The organism is Herbaspirillum sp. 1173, from assembly GCF_031455335.1.
Lineage (GTDB): Bacteria > Pseudomonadota > Gammaproteobacteria > Burkholderiales > Burkholderiaceae_D > Herbaspirillum > Herbaspirillum huttiense.
Window position 1 is genome coordinate 1,203,441 of sequence record NZ_JAVDSP010000001.1, and the last position, 15,427, is coordinate 1,218,867.

17 protein-coding genes are annotated in these 15,427 nt (G+C 64.7%); 8 read left to right on the forward strand and 9 right to left on the reverse strand.

Annotated features, from left to right (window positions below; genetic code table 11):
• Positions 1-5: 5 nt before the first annotated feature.
• Positions 6-521 carry a DUF4118 domain-containing protein gene (locus J2X56_RS05475; RefSeq protein ID WP_209566801.1) on the forward strand — a complete coding sequence of 172 codons (516 nt, stop codon included), beginning with the start codon at positions 6-8 and terminating at the stop codon, positions 519-521.
• Positions 522-634: 113 nt separating this feature from the next.
• Entirely contained in the window at positions 635-1,069 is a 435-nt protein-coding gene (locus J2X56_RS05480) for a histidine kinase (protein WP_121041709.1), read from the forward strand.
• Here the strand turns inward: J2X56_RS05480 and J2X56_RS05485 are convergent.
• The gene (locus J2X56_RS05485) at positions 1,051-2,526 is read right to left on the reverse strand and encodes a PLP-dependent aminotransferase family protein (protein ID WP_310158682.1); all 1,476 of its coding nucleotides are present in this window, start codon (positions 2,524-2,526) and stop codon (positions 1,051-1,053) included. The genes J2X56_RS05480 and J2X56_RS05485 overlap by 19 nt on opposite strands.
• A 104-nt stretch (positions 2,527-2,630) precedes the next feature.
• Here J2X56_RS05485 and J2X56_RS05490 point away from each other — a divergent pair, with 104 nt between their 5' ends.
• Positions 2,631-3,374: a GNAT family protein gene (locus J2X56_RS05490; protein ID WP_310158683.1), complete on the forward strand. Its 744-nt coding sequence runs from the start codon at positions 2,631-2,633 to the stop codon at positions 3,372-3,374.
• Here the strand turns inward: J2X56_RS05490 and J2X56_RS05495 are convergent.
• Positions 3,349-4,266 carry a LysR family transcriptional regulator gene (locus J2X56_RS05495; protein ID WP_121041715.1) on the reverse strand — a complete coding sequence of 306 codons (918 nt, stop codon included), beginning with the start codon at positions 4,264-4,266 and terminating at the stop codon, positions 3,349-3,351. The two genes, J2X56_RS05490 and J2X56_RS05495, sit on opposite strands and share 26 nt — an antisense overlap.
• Before the next feature lie 164 nt (positions 4,267-4,430).
• Between J2X56_RS05495 and argC the strand changes: the two genes are divergently transcribed.
• Positions 4,431-5,363: an N-acetyl-gamma-glutamyl-phosphate reductase gene (gene argC, locus J2X56_RS05500; RefSeq protein ID WP_121041717.1), complete on the forward strand. Its 933-nt coding sequence runs from the start codon at positions 4,431-4,433 to the stop codon at positions 5,361-5,363.
• Between the two features lie 228 nt (positions 5,364-5,591).
• Positions 5,592-5,819 (forward strand): hypothetical protein, encoded by a 228-nt coding sequence (locus tag J2X56_RS05505; protein ID WP_039785514.1) that lies wholly within the window; start codon positions 5,592-5,594, stop codon positions 5,817-5,819.
• A gap of 82 nt (positions 5,820-5,901) precedes the next feature.
• Here J2X56_RS05505 and J2X56_RS05510 read toward each other — a convergent pair whose 3' ends face one another.
• The 6 genes from J2X56_RS05510 to J2X56_RS05535 all read right to left on the reverse strand — a co-directional run bounded on the left by J2X56_RS05510 (position 5,902) and on the right by J2X56_RS05535 (position 12,307).
• Positions 5,902-6,927: a TRAP transporter substrate-binding protein gene (locus J2X56_RS05510; protein WP_121041718.1), complete on the reverse strand. Its 1,026-nt coding sequence runs from the start codon at positions 6,925-6,927 to the stop codon at positions 5,902-5,904.
• Between the two features lie 54 nt (positions 6,928-6,981).
• Entirely contained in the window at positions 6,982-8,106 is a 1,125-nt protein-coding gene (locus tag J2X56_RS05515; RefSeq protein ID WP_310158689.1) for a zinc-dependent alcohol dehydrogenase family protein, read from the reverse strand.
• Between the two features lie 76 nt (positions 8,107-8,182).
• On the reverse strand, positions 8,183-9,022 hold the full coding sequence (locus tag J2X56_RS05520; RefSeq protein ID WP_310158691.1) for a CoA ester lyase: 840 nt from the start codon (positions 9,020-9,022) through the stop codon (positions 8,183-8,185).
• On the reverse strand, positions 9,022-10,212 hold the full coding sequence (locus J2X56_RS05525; RefSeq protein ID WP_310158693.1) for a CaiB/BaiF CoA-transferase family protein: 1,191 nt from the start codon (positions 10,210-10,212) through the stop codon (positions 9,022-9,024). Before J2X56_RS05525 ends, J2X56_RS05520 begins: the two co-directional genes overlap by 1 nt.
• Before the next feature lie 24 nt (positions 10,213-10,236).
• On the reverse strand, positions 10,237-11,403 hold the full coding sequence (locus tag J2X56_RS05530; RefSeq protein ID WP_310158695.1) for an acyl-CoA dehydrogenase family protein: 1,167 nt from the start codon (positions 11,401-11,403) through the stop codon (positions 10,237-10,239).
• 43 nt (positions 11,404-11,446) lie between these two features.
• A complete protein-coding gene (locus J2X56_RS05535) occupies positions 11,447-12,307 on the reverse strand; it encodes a MaoC family dehydratase N-terminal domain-containing protein (protein ID WP_310158696.1) in 861 nt (286 codons plus the stop codon).
• 295 nt (positions 12,308-12,602) lie between these two features.
• On the opposite strand from J2X56_RS05535, the gene J2X56_RS05540 reads away from it, so the two are divergent.
• Positions 12,603-13,541 carry a LysR family transcriptional regulator gene (locus J2X56_RS05540; RefSeq protein WP_310158697.1) on the forward strand — a complete coding sequence of 313 codons (939 nt, stop codon included), beginning with the start codon at positions 12,603-12,605 and terminating at the stop codon, positions 13,539-13,541.
• Positions 13,542-13,561: 20 nt separating this feature from the next.
• Here J2X56_RS05540 and J2X56_RS05545 read toward each other — a convergent pair whose 3' ends face one another.
• Positions 13,562-14,326, reverse strand: coding sequence for a sulfite exporter TauE/SafE family protein (locus tag J2X56_RS05545; RefSeq protein ID WP_039789598.1), 765 nt, complete (start codon positions 14,324-14,326; stop codon positions 13,562-13,564).
• Positions 14,327-14,338: 12 nt separating this feature from the next.
• Here J2X56_RS05545 and J2X56_RS05550 point away from each other — a divergent pair, with 12 nt between their 5' ends.
• Both J2X56_RS05550 and J2X56_RS05555 read left to right on the forward strand, forming a co-directional pair.
• Complete coding sequence (locus tag J2X56_RS05550; RefSeq protein WP_157845819.1) at positions 14,339-14,485, forward strand: hypothetical protein; 147 nt, start codon at positions 14,339-14,341, stop codon at positions 14,483-14,485.
• Between the two features lie 96 nt (positions 14,486-14,581).
• The gene (locus J2X56_RS05555) at positions 14,582-15,370 is read left to right on the forward strand and encodes an SDR family oxidoreductase (RefSeq protein ID WP_310158699.1); all 789 of its coding nucleotides are present in this window, start codon (positions 14,582-14,584) and stop codon (positions 15,368-15,370) included.
• Positions 15,371-15,427 lie beyond the last annotated feature (57 nt).

Consider the following 15,427-nt stretch of genomic DNA (forward strand, 5'->3'; position numbering starts at 1 on the left):
CCAAGATGGATACGACGCGCCCCCACTCCAAGACCATCATGAGCCTGATCCGACTCAAGAACGCCAAAAGCTGGCGCCCGCAGGGCTTCAGGCCGTTGTACGTGAGTACTTTCGGCTTCGTCGCCGCCTTCGGGCTGCGCTATGCGCTGGCGCCTTTTGTCGAGGAATCGCTGTCGATGCTGTTCTTTGCCGTCAATTGCATCGTGATGAGCTATCTGTTCGGCTATCTGTACTCCCTGGGCCTGCTGGCCATCAGCATCCCCACGGCCATGTTCTTCTTCCGCAAGCCGTATTACACGATGGACGGGCTCAACGACAAGGACATCTTCCTGATCCTGGTCTACATGGTCATCGTCGCCACCGCCTCGATCATCATCGAGTGGCTGCAGCGCGAGCGCTATGCCGCGGTGCTGCAGCAGCGCGTATCGGAAACCCGCTATCGCCTGCTGATCGAATCGGACCAGGCGCGCCGTGCCGAATACGCCAGACAATTCGAAAGCAGCGCCCGCGAAAGCGCCTGATTTCGATCCGCACCGGGGCTGCCGGCAACACCTGCGCAGCCCATCAGGAAGCTCCTGATACCCTGCCCGCAGCCTCTCCCCTAAGATGCCTCCATACCAGCAAGGAGGCTGCCATGTCCCTGACCCATCACCTGCCCAGCGTACTCGTCGTCGATGCCGACCTGGACGCCATCGAAACCGCCCGCTTCGCCGTCTGGCGCAGCCAGTTGCCCTGCCAGTTCGAATGGTTCGACGATGCCGAACTGGCCAATGCTTCGCTGCTGACCAAGGCGCTGTGCCGCAGCAAGGAGCTGCCGGCCCTGATCCTGCTGGATCCGCGCAGCTTTACCGGCACCGAAGGGTATGAATTGCTGCGCACCCTGTGCATCTACCAGCAACTGGCGCATATCCCGCTGGTGCTGTTCACGGCCGCGCCGATGTCCGCCGATTTCGCCCAGGAACAAGACAGCCGCATCTGGTATGCCGCCAAGCCGGCCCGCGCGGCCGATTACATGGACCTGGTCACGCGCTGCGTGAAGCAGCGCCTGCATCAGCCGGCCACGCTCTGATCACGCTGCACGCGCCTGACGATCCCCGCCAGGCGCCTGATCAGCGCGGCGTATTGCTCTTGCGAGGTATTGCCGTAACCGATCACCAGCCCGTTGTTGCCAGCCTGCGCCGGCCCAGCCGAAAACGACGACAGCGCCCCGACGTTCATGCCCGCCGCCCGCGCCGCCGTACTCACGGCGGTATCCGGACAATCCGGCGGCAGCCGCAAGGTCAAATGCAAGCCGCTGTCGCCCCCTGAAATGCCGAACTCCGGCAACTGCGCCTGCAAGGCCGCCCGCAGAGCCTGCTGGCGCTCCCGATAGAGCCGCTTCATGCGTCCCAGATGGCGCGCGAACTGGCCGCCGGCCATGAACTCCGCCAACGCCAGCTGCTCCAGCCGGTGCCCGCCGCGCAACAACTCGGACAGCGCGCGCCCCGCCCCCTCTCCCACGGAAGACGGCAGTACCAGAAAACCGATGCGCAAGCCCGGGAACAGGGTCTTGCTGAAGGTGCCCACGTACAGCACCGGCGCATCCGGCACCAGTCCCTGCATGGCCGGGATGGGATGGCCGTGATGGCGGAAGTCGCTGTCGTAATCGTCCTCGATGATCCAGCAGCCGTGTTCACGGGCCCGCGCGATGAGCGCCAGCCGCCGCGCCAGCGACAGTACCGCGCCGGTCGGATATTGGTGCGAAGGCGTCACATGGATCAGCCGGGGCGGCGAGCGCCAGGCCCGCTCGGCAATCAGGATGCCCTCCTCGTCGACCGGCATGGAACGAATCTTCATATCGCCTGCATGGAAGGCGGCACGCACCCCGCCATAGCCGGGATCCTCCAGCCAGGCGCGCTCACCCGGATTGGCAAAGAGCCGCACGCACAGCGACAGCGCTCCTTGTGAGCCCTCGGTCACCACTACCTGTCCCGCTTCGCAACGCACGCCGCGAGCCACCCGCAGATATTGCGCGATGGCCTCGCGCAAGGCTGGCTCGCCCAGCGGATCGCCATAGGCCAGCGCCATCGGGCCGGCCCGTTTCAGCGCGCGCTCCTGCGCGCGCAGCCAGGCATTGAGCGGAAAGCGATTGAGCGCCGGCATCCCCGGCGTGAGGGCCAGCCCGCGGTCACCGGCATCGCGCGTGGGCTGCATGGTGCTGACCCGGCGCGATGGGCGTGCGTGGCCAGTGCGTGACGCAGGGGACACGGCATGCAGCCTTGCCGGCGCTGCCAGCAGGGTCGCCACGCGCGTCCCCTGCCGATCCGCTACGGCATAGCCCTCGGCCACCAGTTGTTCATAGACTGCCAGCACGGTATTGCGCGCTACCTGCAACTGCTCGCACAGGCTGCGGGTGGAAGGCAGGCGACTGCCGGGCGGCAACTGGCCACCGAGGATGGCGCGCTTGAAGCGCGCCAGCAATTGCTGCTGGCGCGAGGCCGCACCGGGCCGTACATTGAGCGGGGAAGACAGCAGGGAAAGTAGCATGGCAAGCGAGTTTTCGTGGCTCCATCAAATCATCAACCTGTGGCACTTTTGATGATGCCACGAAAACGCTATCGTGCCAGCTCTCCCTCGCCATGAAAGCCACCATGACCGATCTCGTCCGCAGCAACGATTACCAGCAACCCATCGGCCCTGCCCTGCCGGACTGGCAGCCGCGTGCGCGTCCCGATGGCCGCACCCTGCAAGGCCGCAGCTGCCGGCTGGAGCGGCTGGATGCCGACCGCCACGCCGCGCAACTGCACGCCGCCTTCGCCACCGCCCCGGATGGACGCGACTGGACCTACATGATGAGCGGCCCCTTCCCCGACGCCGCCAGCTACCGTCAGCAGGCCACGCAGATGCAGGGCACGCAGGATCCGCTGCACCATGCCGTGATCGACCTGCGCACGGGGGACGCCATCGGCACCCTGGCCCTCATGCGCATCGAACCGGCGCACGGCGTGATCGAGGTCGGGCACATCGCACTCTCGCCGCTGCTCAAGCGCAGCCGTATGGCCACCGAAGCGCACTACCTGCTGATGCGCCACGTCTTCGAGGATCTCGGCTATCGCCGCTACGAATGGAAGTGCGACAGCCTCAATGCGCCCTCGCGCGCTGCCGCGCAGCGCCTGGGGTTCAGCTTCGAGGGCATCTTCCGCCAGGCCATCGTCTATCGTGGCCGCAGCCGGGATACGGCGTGGTTCTCCATCATCGACAGCGAATGGCCGGCACTACGCGCAGCCTTTGAACGATGGCTGTACGACGGCAATTTCGATGCAGCGGGCCAGCAGCGCCAGTCACTTTCCGTCCTGACACGCGCCGCGCTCACGCAGACGAACGCGGTGTCTTGAGCTGCTTGAGTTCCCACAGCGCTTCCAGCACATGGCGCGTCGCCGGTTCCAGCTGGCTGGCGCGATGGGCGATACCGAGGGGCCGCCACAGCGCTGGCCGCAAGGGCCGCATGACGATGCGCGGATCCAGCGGCACCGGCCGCCCTTGCGCGCTGGCCTCATGCGGCAGCAGCGTGGCACCGTAACCGGCGGCCACCAGACTCTTGATGGCATCGTTGAAATTGAGCTGGATGCGCGCCTCCGGTTGCTCACCGGCCCCCGCGAACCATTCGCTGGTGAGGCGCGAGAGCCGCGTCTCGGGCGCATTGAGGATCAGCGGCTGCGCGGCCAGCCAGCCCGGCGTGACCAGCCGGGGCGCGTGCCAGGCCGCCGGCAGGAAGGCCATCACCGGATCACGCCGCCACGGGCGGACCGTCAGGCCGCTCACGGGAGACTGTGGCAAGGCCACCAGGCCGATGTCCAGCAGCCCTTCGTTCAACTGCGACAGTGTCTCCTGCGAGGTCAGGATGTGGATCTGCACGTCGATATCGGGATGGCGCTGCCCCAGCCGTTCCAGCACCTGCGGCAGCAACGTGGCAATGGCCCCGGTGGAGGCACCCAGCCTGACGCGCCCGGCCAGCCCCAGCACTTGCCGGCCGACTTCTTCCAGTGCCTGGTCGGCCGCCGCCAGCAATTGCCGTGCGCGGGCGATCAGGGTGGCACCGATGCCGGAAGGCCGCACCTGGCTGCGCTGGCGCAACAGCAGCGGCGCACCGATGCGCTCTTCCAGTTCGCTGATGTGCAGGCTCACCGTGGGTGGAGCCAGGTGCAGTTCGCGCGCGGCGGCGGCAAAGGAACCCAGGTCGGCAATGGCCACCAGGGTACGCAGACGGTCCAGGCTCAATTCACGCATTGCATGACTCCCGTGGAAAAGACGACGTTCAGGAAAACTGAATGATCTCTTTGTGATATTCAACTTTTCCAATTATACGATCCGGTTCACCATGCAGGTCTTCGGCAAGCGCCAGCCGACCTGATTCGGCGCACATCCCTGTCTTCCCTGCATTGGAGCAACCCGTGAGCACACTTCCCCTGATCTTCATCGATGGCGACCAAGGCACCACCGGCCTGCAGATCCATGAGCGTCTGCGCGACCGCAAGGACCTGCGCATCCTGACCCTGCCGGCCGCCGAGCGCAAGGATGCAGCCCGCCGCGCCGAGGCCATCAACAGCGCCGACATCGCCCTGCTGTGCCTGCCGGATGCCGCTGCCCGCGAAGCCATCACGCTGATCGAGAATCCCAAGGTGCGCGTGATCGATGCCAGCTCGGCCCATCGCACCAGCCCCAGCTGGGTTTATGGCTTCCCCGAACTGTCGGCAGAACAGCCGCAGGCGATTGCCCATGCACAGCGCGTGACCAATCCCGGCTGCTACCCGACCGGTGCCATTGCCCTGCTGCGTCCGCTGGTCCACGCCGGCCTGGTGCCCGCCGATTATCCGCTGGCCATCCATGCGGTCTCCGGCTATTCCGGTGGCGGCCGCGCCCAGGTCGAGCAATACGAAGGGGCGGAGGCCGCGCAAGCCGCGCCCTTCGTGCTATACGGACTGGGACTGGCGCACAAGCATCCGCCGGAGATGCAGTTGCACGCCGGCTTGTCGCAGCGCCCGGTATTCGTGCCCAGCTATGGCGCCTTCCGCCAGGGCATCGTGCTGTCCATCGCCTTGCAGGCCCGCCTGCTGCCGCCGAACGCCACGCTGGAGAGCCTGCGGGCCGCCCTGCAGGCGCATTACGCCGGTGCGCGCCACGTCACCGTGCTGGATGCGGAACAAAGCGCGGCCACGGCCCAGCTCGATCCAACCCGCCACAACAACAGCAACGACATGACGCTGGGGGTCTTCGGCAATGCCGCCGAAGGACACCTCCTGCTGTGCGCCGTGTTCGACAACCTGGGCAAGGGCGCCTCCGGTGCCGCCGTGCAGAACCTGGACCTCATGCTGGGTGCCCGCTGACTCGTGTATCAGGACCAAGCTCATCAGCACGTATCCATTGACCGGCGGGCGACACCCACAAGGCCGCGCCCGCCGTCAAGCGTCTGACTCGTAAATTGTGGTAAAGGACTGAAATAGCGCAAGGCAGGAAAGCGCAGGCTGTGGCATGATGGCACCTCGATTTGCCACCCAACCTGCAGGTGCCGGCCCTCCCCCCTCAGCAGTGACCGCCGCCCGCTTCGAAGCAAGATGTCCACCACCTTAGGCGCTATCGCGTGCAAGTATTTTGACGCGACCATCAAACTGACTCCCGTATTGCGTACCGATGGCAAGTGGACGGCGTTCGTCCATATCGACTTTCCGGACCGCACCACGCATGAATTCGGCGATTTCAAGCCGGGCAATTCCAAGATGGAAGCCCTGCAGAATGCCGTCACGGCGGCCGAGCAATACGTCCGCGAGCGCAAGAAAAAGTAAGTTTTTTCTTCCCTCCTCTGCCGCATGAAAAAACGGCCTGCATCGCTGCAGGCCGCGCTTTCGGCTGTTGCGGGCTGTACGCTCAATTCATCTTCACGCCCGCCGCCTCGCTTTCCTTATAGATTGCATCGATGAGATCCTGCCCCACGCGCGAGGCCATGCTCTTGTGTACCGGCAGCAGTGCGCGCCGCCATTCGGCTTTCTCGTCCTCGCTCAGAGTATAGATCTTGGTCTTGCCACTGGCCTTGATGGCAACCAGGGCATCGTCATTTTCCTTCTGGGCGATGGTATTGGCATACACGGTCGCCTCCTTCATGGCCCCTTCAAGCTGGCTGCGCACGTCCGCCGGCAAGGCTTCCCAGAACTTCTTGTTCACGATCACCGCATAGCCGATGTAGCCGTGGTCCGACACCGTCAGGTTGGACTGCACCTCGTGCATCTTCTGCGTATAGACATTGGACGGGGTGTTCTCGCTGCCATCCACCACGCCGGTCTGCATGGCCTGATACACCTCGGAAAACGCCAGCACCTGCGGATTGGCCTTGAGGGCGCGGAACTGTTCATCGAGTACCTTGGAGGACTGGATGCGCATCTTCAGTGCCCGGAAGTCCGCCACCTTGTGCAGCGGGCGGTTGGCCGTCATCACCTTCATGCCGTTATCCCAGTAGGCCAGGCCCTTGATGCCCTTGCTCTCCAGCTTCTGGAACAGCCCCTGCCCGATCGGCCCTTCGGTCACCCGTTTCAGCACGGTCTTGTTGGGGAAGATGTAGGGAAGATCGAAGACCTCGAACTCCTTGGCGCCCAGCGGGCCGAACTTGGCCAGCGAAGGAGCAAGCATCTGCACCGACCCCAGTTGCAGGGCTTCCAGTTCTTCCTTGTCCTTGTAGAGCGTGCTGTTGGGATAGACCTCGACCTTGACGCGGCCATGGGTCGCCTTCTCGGCCAGTTCCTTGAAGCGTTCCGCGCCCTTGCCCTTGGGCGTGTCATTGGCCACCACGTGGCTGAACTTGATGACGATGGTCTGCTGGGCCAGCGCTGCCGTGGCCGACAGGCTCAGCGTGGCGAAGGCGCAGGCGGTCAGTGCCGCCCGCTTTGTGATGATGGTCATGGATGTCTCCTCCGGGGGTGAAGCCGGCAGGCCGATGACCTCGGCCTCCCGGCGTTAGAACACGATCAGGTCACGCAGGCCCTCCCCGCTAAGCAGGCGGTCGAAGCCGCGATTGATGTCGGCCAGCGCCAGGCGCTCGCCTATGAGCTTGTCCACCGGCAGCTTGCCGGCCTGGTACAGGCCGATATAGCGCGGGATGTCGCGCACCGGCACGCAGGAGCCGATGTAGCTGCCCTTGACGGTCCGTTCCTCGGCCACCAGGCTGACCTGCTGCAAAGGCCAGTTCTGATTGGGTGCCGGCAGGCCGGCCGTCACCGTCATGCCGCCGCGCCGGGTCATGCGATAGGCGGCCTCCATGGCCTGGACCGATCCCGCCATCTCAAAGGCGTAATCAACACCGCCCTTGGTCAGCGCCTTGACCTTCTCCACCGCATCCGGATCACGGGCATTGACGGTGGCCGTAGCGCCCAGGGCGCGCGCCACTTCCAGCTTGCTGTCATGCAGATCGACGGCAATCACTTCGCGGGCACCGGAGGCCAGCGCGCCCAGCATGGTGCACAGGCCCACGCCGCCCAATCCCAGCACGGCCGCCGTGGTCCCGGCCTTGACCTCGGCCGTATTGACCGCCGCACCCACACCGGTCAGCACGGCGCAGCCGAACAGGGCCGCCTGTACCGGATCGATGTCCGCCTCGATCTTCACGCAGGAGCGGCGCGACACCACCGCATGATCGGCAAAGGCCGACACGCCCAGGTGATGGTGCACATGCTGCGCGCGGTCATGCAGCCGGCGCTGGCCGGAGAGCAATTCCCCTACCGCGTTGGTTGCCGCACCCGGCTCGCACAGCGCGGGACGTCCTTCCATGCAAGGCAGGCAGTGACCGCAGCTCGGCACGAAGACCAGCACCACCAGGTCACCCGCACGCAGGTCGCTCACGCCGCTCCCGACCTCGACCACTTCGGCCGATGCCTCGTGCCCCAGCGCCATGGGCACCGGACGCGGACGCACACCGGTGATGACCGACAGGTCCGAGTGGCACAGGCCCGCTGCCTTCATCTTGACCAGCACTTCACCGGGGCCCGGCGGATCGAGATCGAGTTCCTCGATCTTCAGCGGCTGGCTCACCGCAAATGGGTAAGCCTCGGTCATTTCACGCAATACGGCGGCCTGGATTTTCATGGTGTCGTCTCCCTGCTTGTTGGAAAACGCCTAGATTACACGAGCGCTGCCCGGCGCAACGCGGGTCAAGCTGCGCTCAGTCCACCAGACGTCCGGCCTGATGCAGGAATTTCTCCGCCTGCAGGATCACCGGTTTGTCGATCATTTTTCCCTTGAGCGAAATCGCACCGCCATCGCTGGTACGCACGGCCGCCATCACTTCCTCGGCCCACGCCAGCTCCTGCTCGCCGGGCATGAAGCCACGCCGCACGCCCTCCACCTGCTTCGGATGGATGCACAGCTTCGCGCCAAAGCCCATGCGCCTGGCCCGCTGCACCATGCGTGCGAGGAAGGCATCGTCATTGAAGTCCGTGGTCACGCCATCGATGGGCGGCGCGATGCCCGCCAGGCGCGATGCCATCACCATCTCCATGCGGAAATGCATCAGCTCTTCTTCCTCCGGGCCGCATTGCATGCCCAGATCGACCTGCGCATCGATGGAACCGAAGGCCAGCCGCTGCACCCCCGGCACGGCGGCGATCTCGCGCATCGCGGCCAGGCCGGCGGCACTTTCGATCAGCGCAATCAGACCACGCCCAGGCCCCAGCCGACGCGCGATGGCAGACAGGGTCTTGGCCTCCTCTGCCTTCGGCAGAACAATGCCCGCCATCGATAGTGCAGAAAACGTCAACAGGTCATCACCGTGCCAGACGGTGTCGGCCGCGTTGATGCGCACCCACAGGCGCGGCTGCGGACCATTGCCGCGCAGCCAGCGGGCCAATGTGGCGCGCGCTTCCTCCTTCTGCGGCAGGGCGACTGCATCTTCCAAGTCAACGATGACGGCGTCCGCCCCGCTCTCCAGCGCCTTGGCGTAGCGCTCGGGACGATTGGCCGGAACGAACAGGTAGCTGCTGGCCGTGGCGATGTGCGGTGCCATTACACGGCTCCCCGTTCGCGCAGCGCAGTGATGGCTGCTGCGTCATAGCCCAGTCTGGCGAGGATGGCCTCGGTGTGCTGACCCAAGGCAGGAATGGCTTCCATGCGGTAATCGAAACTGTCATTGGCACCCGGCGGCAGTAGCGCCGCCACCTTGCCGGCCGGCGTATCCACTTCGGTCCAGCGTTCGCGCGCGGCCAGTTGCGGGTGCTGCCACAGTTCCTGCATGGTATTCACGCGCGCATTGGCGATCTGCGCCTGGTCCAGGCGCGCCACCACCTGCTCGGCATTCATGTCGGCGAACATGCCCAGGATCAGCTGGCGCAGCGCTTCGCGATGTTCATGGCGGCGCGCATTGCTGGAAAAGCGTTCATCGGTGGCCAGCGCGGCGTCCTGCAAGACCACCTCGCAGAAGACTTTCCATTCGCGTTCGTTCTGCAAGCCCAGCATGACGGTCTTGCCATCACCGGCCTTGAATGGCCCATAGGGATAGATGGTGGCGTGCTCCGCGCCCGAACGGCCCGGCGCGCTGGCTCCCTGGTAGGCGTAATACAGCGGAAAGCTCATCCACTCCGTCAACGCTTCCAGCATCGAGAGATCGATATGGCTGCCGCGTCCGTCGCGCCCGCGTTTGATGAGGGCGGCCAGAATGTTGGAATACGCGTACATGCCGGCGGCGATATCGGCAATCGAGCATCCGGCCTTGACCACTTCATCCGGCGTCCCGGTGACCGACAGAAAACCGGCTTCACTCTGGATCAGCAGGTCATAGGCTTTCTTGTCGCGATAGGGACCATCCTCGCCATAGCCGGAGATGTCACACACGATCAGGCCCGGATGCTTCGCATGCAGCGTCTTGGCCGACAGGCCGAGCCCGGCGGCGGCGCCCGGCGCGAGGTTCTGCACCAGCACATCGGCTCCGCCCAGAAGCTGGTCGATGATGCGCTTGCCCTCTTCATCCTTGAGGTTGAGGGTCAGACTTTCCTTGGAACGATTGGTCCAGACGAAATGCGAGGACAAGCCGTTGACGCGCGTATCGTAGCCGCGCGCAAAATCCCCGACACCGGGCCGCTCGATCTTGATGACACGGGCCCCCAGGTCTGCCAGCTGGCGCGTACAGAACGGCGCGGCGATGGCGTGTTCCAGACTGATGACGGTGATGCCCTCCAGCGGGCGATTGGCGTGCGACATGGAGACTCCCTTGGGCGGCCTGATTCAGAAGGAACGGGGCAGACCGAGAATGTGCTCGGCCACGTAGGAAAAAATCAGGTTGGTCGAAATCGGCGCCACCTGATACAGCCGTGTCTCGCGGAACTTGCGCTCGACGTCGTATTCGCAGGCAAAGCCAAACCCGCCATGCGTCTGCAGGCAGACATTGGCCGCCTCCCACGAGGCCTTGGCCGCGAGATACTTGGCCATGTTGGCCTGGGCACCGCAGTTCTGATGAGCATCAAAGAGCGCACAGGCCTGGTAGCGCATCAGGTTGGCGGCCTCGATCTCGATGTAGGCATCGGCAATCGGGAACTGCACGCCCTGGTTCATGCCGATGGGGCGATCGAAGACCACGCGTTCTTTGGCATAAGCGCTCGCCTTGTCGATGAACCAGTAGCCGTCGCCGATGCACTCGGCGGCGATCAGGGTGCGCTCGGCGTTGAGGCCGTCGAGGATGTACCTGAAGCCGCGCCCCTCCTCGCCGATCAGGTTCTCGGCAGGGATTTCCAGATTGTCGAAGAAAAGTTCATTGGTCTCATGATTGACCATATTCAGAATGGGCCGCACCTTCAGCCCCTTGCCGATGGCTTCCCTCAGATCGACCAGGAAGATCGACATGCCCTCGGACTTTTTCTTCACCTGATCCAAAGGCGTGGTCCTGGCGAGCAGGATCATCAGGTCGGAATGCTGTACCCGCGAGATCCAGACCTTCTGGCCATTGACCACGTAACGATCGCCCTTCTTCACCGCCACCGTCTTGATGCGCGTGGTGTCGGTACCGGTCGTGGGTTCGGTCACGCCCATCGATTGCAGGCGCAGTTCGCCGCTGGCGATCTTGGGCAGGTATTGCTGCTTCTGCCGTTCCGAGCCGTGGCGCAGCAGCGTACCCATGTTGTACATCTGGCCGTGACAGGCCCCGGAATTCCCGCCAGTACGATTGATCTCTTCCATGATGACCGAGGCTTCGGTCAGCCCCAGTCCCGAGCCACCGTATTCCTGCGGAATCAGGGCCGCCATCCAGCCGGCTTTGGTGAGCGCATCGACGAATTGCTCGGGATAGCCGCGCGCTTCGTCGACCTTGCGCCAGTACTCCGGCGGGAAGGTCTGGCACAGGTCACGCACGGCGTCGCGCAGGTCGGTGTAGGCATCAGGGACGGCTTGATACGACATGAGGGGGCTCCGGCTCTATATTATTTAAATGATTTATTTAGTTTCAGTCCAGCAGGGCTTCGGCCTGCATCGCCAGCTCGCCACGTTCGTTCTGCGCCCACAGCGCCACGCTCTTGCCATCGGCAGCAGGCTTGCCGCACAGCGTGAAGGGCTCGGTATCGAACAAGGTTCCCACCGAGCGGAAGTTGAACTCGCGCATCACCGCCTGCGGCATTTCACGCGCCACCAGGTCGGCCAGCAAGGTGGCGATCAGCGGCCCGTGGACGATGAGGCCGGGATAGCCCTCCACTTCGGTGACATAGCTGCGGTCGTAATGGATGCGATGACCGTTGAAGGTCAGCGCCGAATAGCGGAACAGCAGCACCGGGTCCGGCTCCACGCGGCGCGACCAGCGCGCATCGGTGGGCGCGCTCTTCGGCACCACCACCGGGGCGCCCGGCTGGGGCAGATCGCGATAGACGATGTCATGCTCTTCGGTCAGGCACAGCTGACCCTGATGACGGATGGTGTGCTGCACGCTCACGAAAGCGAGCGCGCCGGTGCGGCCCTGCTTCACGTCCACGCTGGCGATGCGCGAGACCTTCTCGGCCCCTGCGCCGATGGGCAACGCAGCCGCAAACCGCAGCCTTCCCCCGGCCCACATGCGGCGTGGCAGCGGCACCGGCGGCAAGAAACCACCGCGCTGCGGATGGCCATCCGCGCCCACTTCGGACTGGCGGCACACGCTCCAGAAATAGATCCAGTGCCACAGCGGCGGCAGCGCGTCGCCGACCTGCGGCTGGCGCGGACCGTCCAGCGTAGCCGCCAGCGCTGCCGCGAAGGCCGGGCTGATCTGGTCGTGGCGCGTTTCGGTCTTGTCCAGCCACTGCCGCAGCAGGGCGAGATCGAGGTCGGGGTGCGACATGGCTCCTCGCATCGTGGTTGTTGGTTGGGCACGAGTCTGCGGTGTCCACCCGCCGGGGACAATCTGTATTTTTGGAAGGGGGGCTTACGCAGAACTGAAGTCACGCGCAGCACAGGGATGCGGCATCGCGTCACAACTCGTCCGTATTTCACGCCATGCAGCGACGCGATTCGGCGTACCATGGACAGCCACCGAGAGCACGCGTGCACCGATGGCGGAAGCGTGCCGCAATACAGGATGGCCAGGCTTGCCGCAGTGCAGGCGGCATCCTCACCGAATCTTTCCGGGAGACATCATGCTTTTCGATCTGACCGACCTGCGCCTCTTCATCCTCATCGCCGAACTCAACAGCCTCACCCGCAGCGCCGAGCGCATGAATCTCTCGCTGGCCGCCACCAGCAATCGCATCAAGGAACTGGAAACGCGCTTCGGCACCCGCCTGCTCTATCGCGAGAGCAAGGGCGTACAGCTCACGCCAGCCGGGCATACCCTGCTGCATCACGCACAGCTCTTCATGCAGCAGGTGGAACACCTCAAGAGCGACATGCAGCAGTACAACAACGGCATCAAGGGCTATATCCGCATTTTCGCCAACACCACGGCGGTGACTGAATTCATGCCCGAGATTCTGGGCAAGTTCCTGGCCAGACATCCGCAGGTCAACGTCTCACTGGAAGAGCGCCTGAACCATGACATCCTGCGCGGCATCCAGGAAGGCACGGCCGATATCGGCATCGTGGCCGGGCCGGTGCAGGGGGATGGACTGCAGGTACTCAACTTCTCGACGGACAGGCTGGTGCTGGCCACTGCGCTGGAACACCCGCTGGCGGGCGCCGGCAGCGTTCCCTTCCAGGACACGCTGGAGTACGAACACATCGGCCTGCACGAAGGCAGCACCCTGCACCACTTCCTCAACAAGATCGTTTCCGAACAGGGGCAGCGTCTCAAGCTGCGGATTCAGGTGCGCAGCTTCGAAGCCATGTGCCGCATGATCGAGACCAATGTCGGCATCGGCATCGTGCCGCGATCAGCGGCGCAGCGGCATCAGCAGACCATGCAGTTGGCGGTGGTGGAGTTGAGCGATCCGTGGAGCGTGCGCGAGCGCAGCTTGGTGTTCCAGAACATGGATACGCTGTCGCCGCATGCACGCAATCTGGTGGAATTCATCCGCGAGCAGATGGCGCAGGAGAGCGACGAAGACAAGCTCGCCGCACACGCCAGAAAGACCGCCTGAGCGGCGGAGATGGCCGGCCCTCAGCCGGCGATCATCATCCAGACCGACAGCAACAGCAATGCGGCGCAGAAGAGGATGCGCAGGCGTCGCTCCGGCAGATGGTGTGCCAGCGCCACGCCCCAGGAGATGCTGAGCACGCCGCCCAGCGCCATCGGAATCCCCACTGACCAGTCCACGTGCCCCGCCTGGGCGTAGGTCCACAGGGCCACCAGCGTACCGGGCGTGACCATGGCCAGCCCCAGTCCTTGCGCGGCGGTCTGCGTCACACCGAACAAGGCCGTCAGCAAGGGCACGGCGACGATGGCGCCGCCCACGCTGAAGAAGCCGGCCGAGGCGCCGGCAGCCATCCCCACCAGCGGAATGTAGCGACGCGAGAGGATCACGGACGATTCCACGCTGCGCTTGTTGCGCAACAGCGTCCACAGGTAATACAGCGCCAGCAGGCCCATGAAGGCGGCGAAGCAGACATGCAGGCTGCGCGCCGCCATGGCCGTGGCGATGCGGGCCGAGACATAGGTCGTGAAGACAGCCGGCACGCACATCATGGCGGCGGTACTCCATTGGATGTGATTGCGCTGCTTGTAGCGCCAGAAGGCGATGACGACGTTGGGCACGATCATCACGAGTGCCGTGCCTTGGGCCAGTTGCTGGTCCATGCCGTATAGGTAGCCCAGCACGGGGATGGCGATGAGACCGCCGCCGATCCCGAAGAGACCGCCCATGGCGCCCAGCAGGCCGCCGAGCAGGAAGTTGACTACGCCGGAGAAAAACAAGGAAGCCGTCATCGGTGTACAGTGATGCCTCTGCTGGCCGGCTGCAAGGTGCAGTGGCCGCATCGAAGGATAAAAAAGGAGACTGACATGAGCGGCGTCATCGTGTTTGCGCTGGAGATGGGCGTGGTCGCCCTCATTGCGCTGGCCATCTACATGGTGATGAAGAAATAGCGCCGCCGATCAGGCCCGACAGTGTAGCGCAGGCGGACCGGGCTGTCCCGGCGGCTGTGCTTTCCTGCCATCCCCCCTCAAGCAAAGGAAGACAGAATGGATCTCGGCATCAAAGGTAAAACCGCCCTCGTCTGCGCATCGAGCAAGGGCCTCGGCCGCGCGTGCGCACTCTCGCTGGCGCGCGAAGGCGTGCACGTCACCCTGCTGGCACGCGGTGCGGAGGCACTGGAAGCAACGGCCCAGGCCATCCGCACGGAGACCGCCGCCACCGGTGCCATCACCACCACGGTCGCGTGCGACATCACCACCCCGGAAGGACGCGCCCTGGCGCTGGCCGCCTGCCCTGCCCCGGACATTCTGGTGACCAATGCCGGCGGACCCAAGCCGGGCGATTTTCGTGAGTGGACGCGGGATGACTGGATCGCGGCGGTCGACGCCAACATGCTGACGCCCATCGAGCTCATCAAGGCCACGGTGGATGGGATGATCGCGCGCGGCTTCGGGCGCATCGTCAACATCACGTCGAGTGCGGTGCGGGCACCGATCGATATCCTGGGGCTCTCCAATGGCGCGCGCTCCGGGCTGACGGGTTTTGTGGCGGGGCTGGCGCGCAAGACGGTGGCGCACAACGTGACCATCAACAATCTCCTGCCGGGGCCGTTCGAAACGGATCGCTTGCGCTCCACTGCGACGGGGGCGGCCAAGGAGAGCGGGCGTACGGTGGACGAGGTACTGGCGGACCGGCGCAAGCTCAATCCGGCGGGACGCTTTGGCGATCCGGCCGAGTTCGGGGATGCCTGCGCGTATCTGTGCAGTGCGCAGGCGGGGTTCATCACGGGGCAGAATCTGCTGATGGATGGGGGGGCTTATCCGGGGACGTTCTGAGCGGGATGCAGGGTGGTCTGGTGGGCGGATGCCTTGCATGCCGGAAAGGGTGGATGC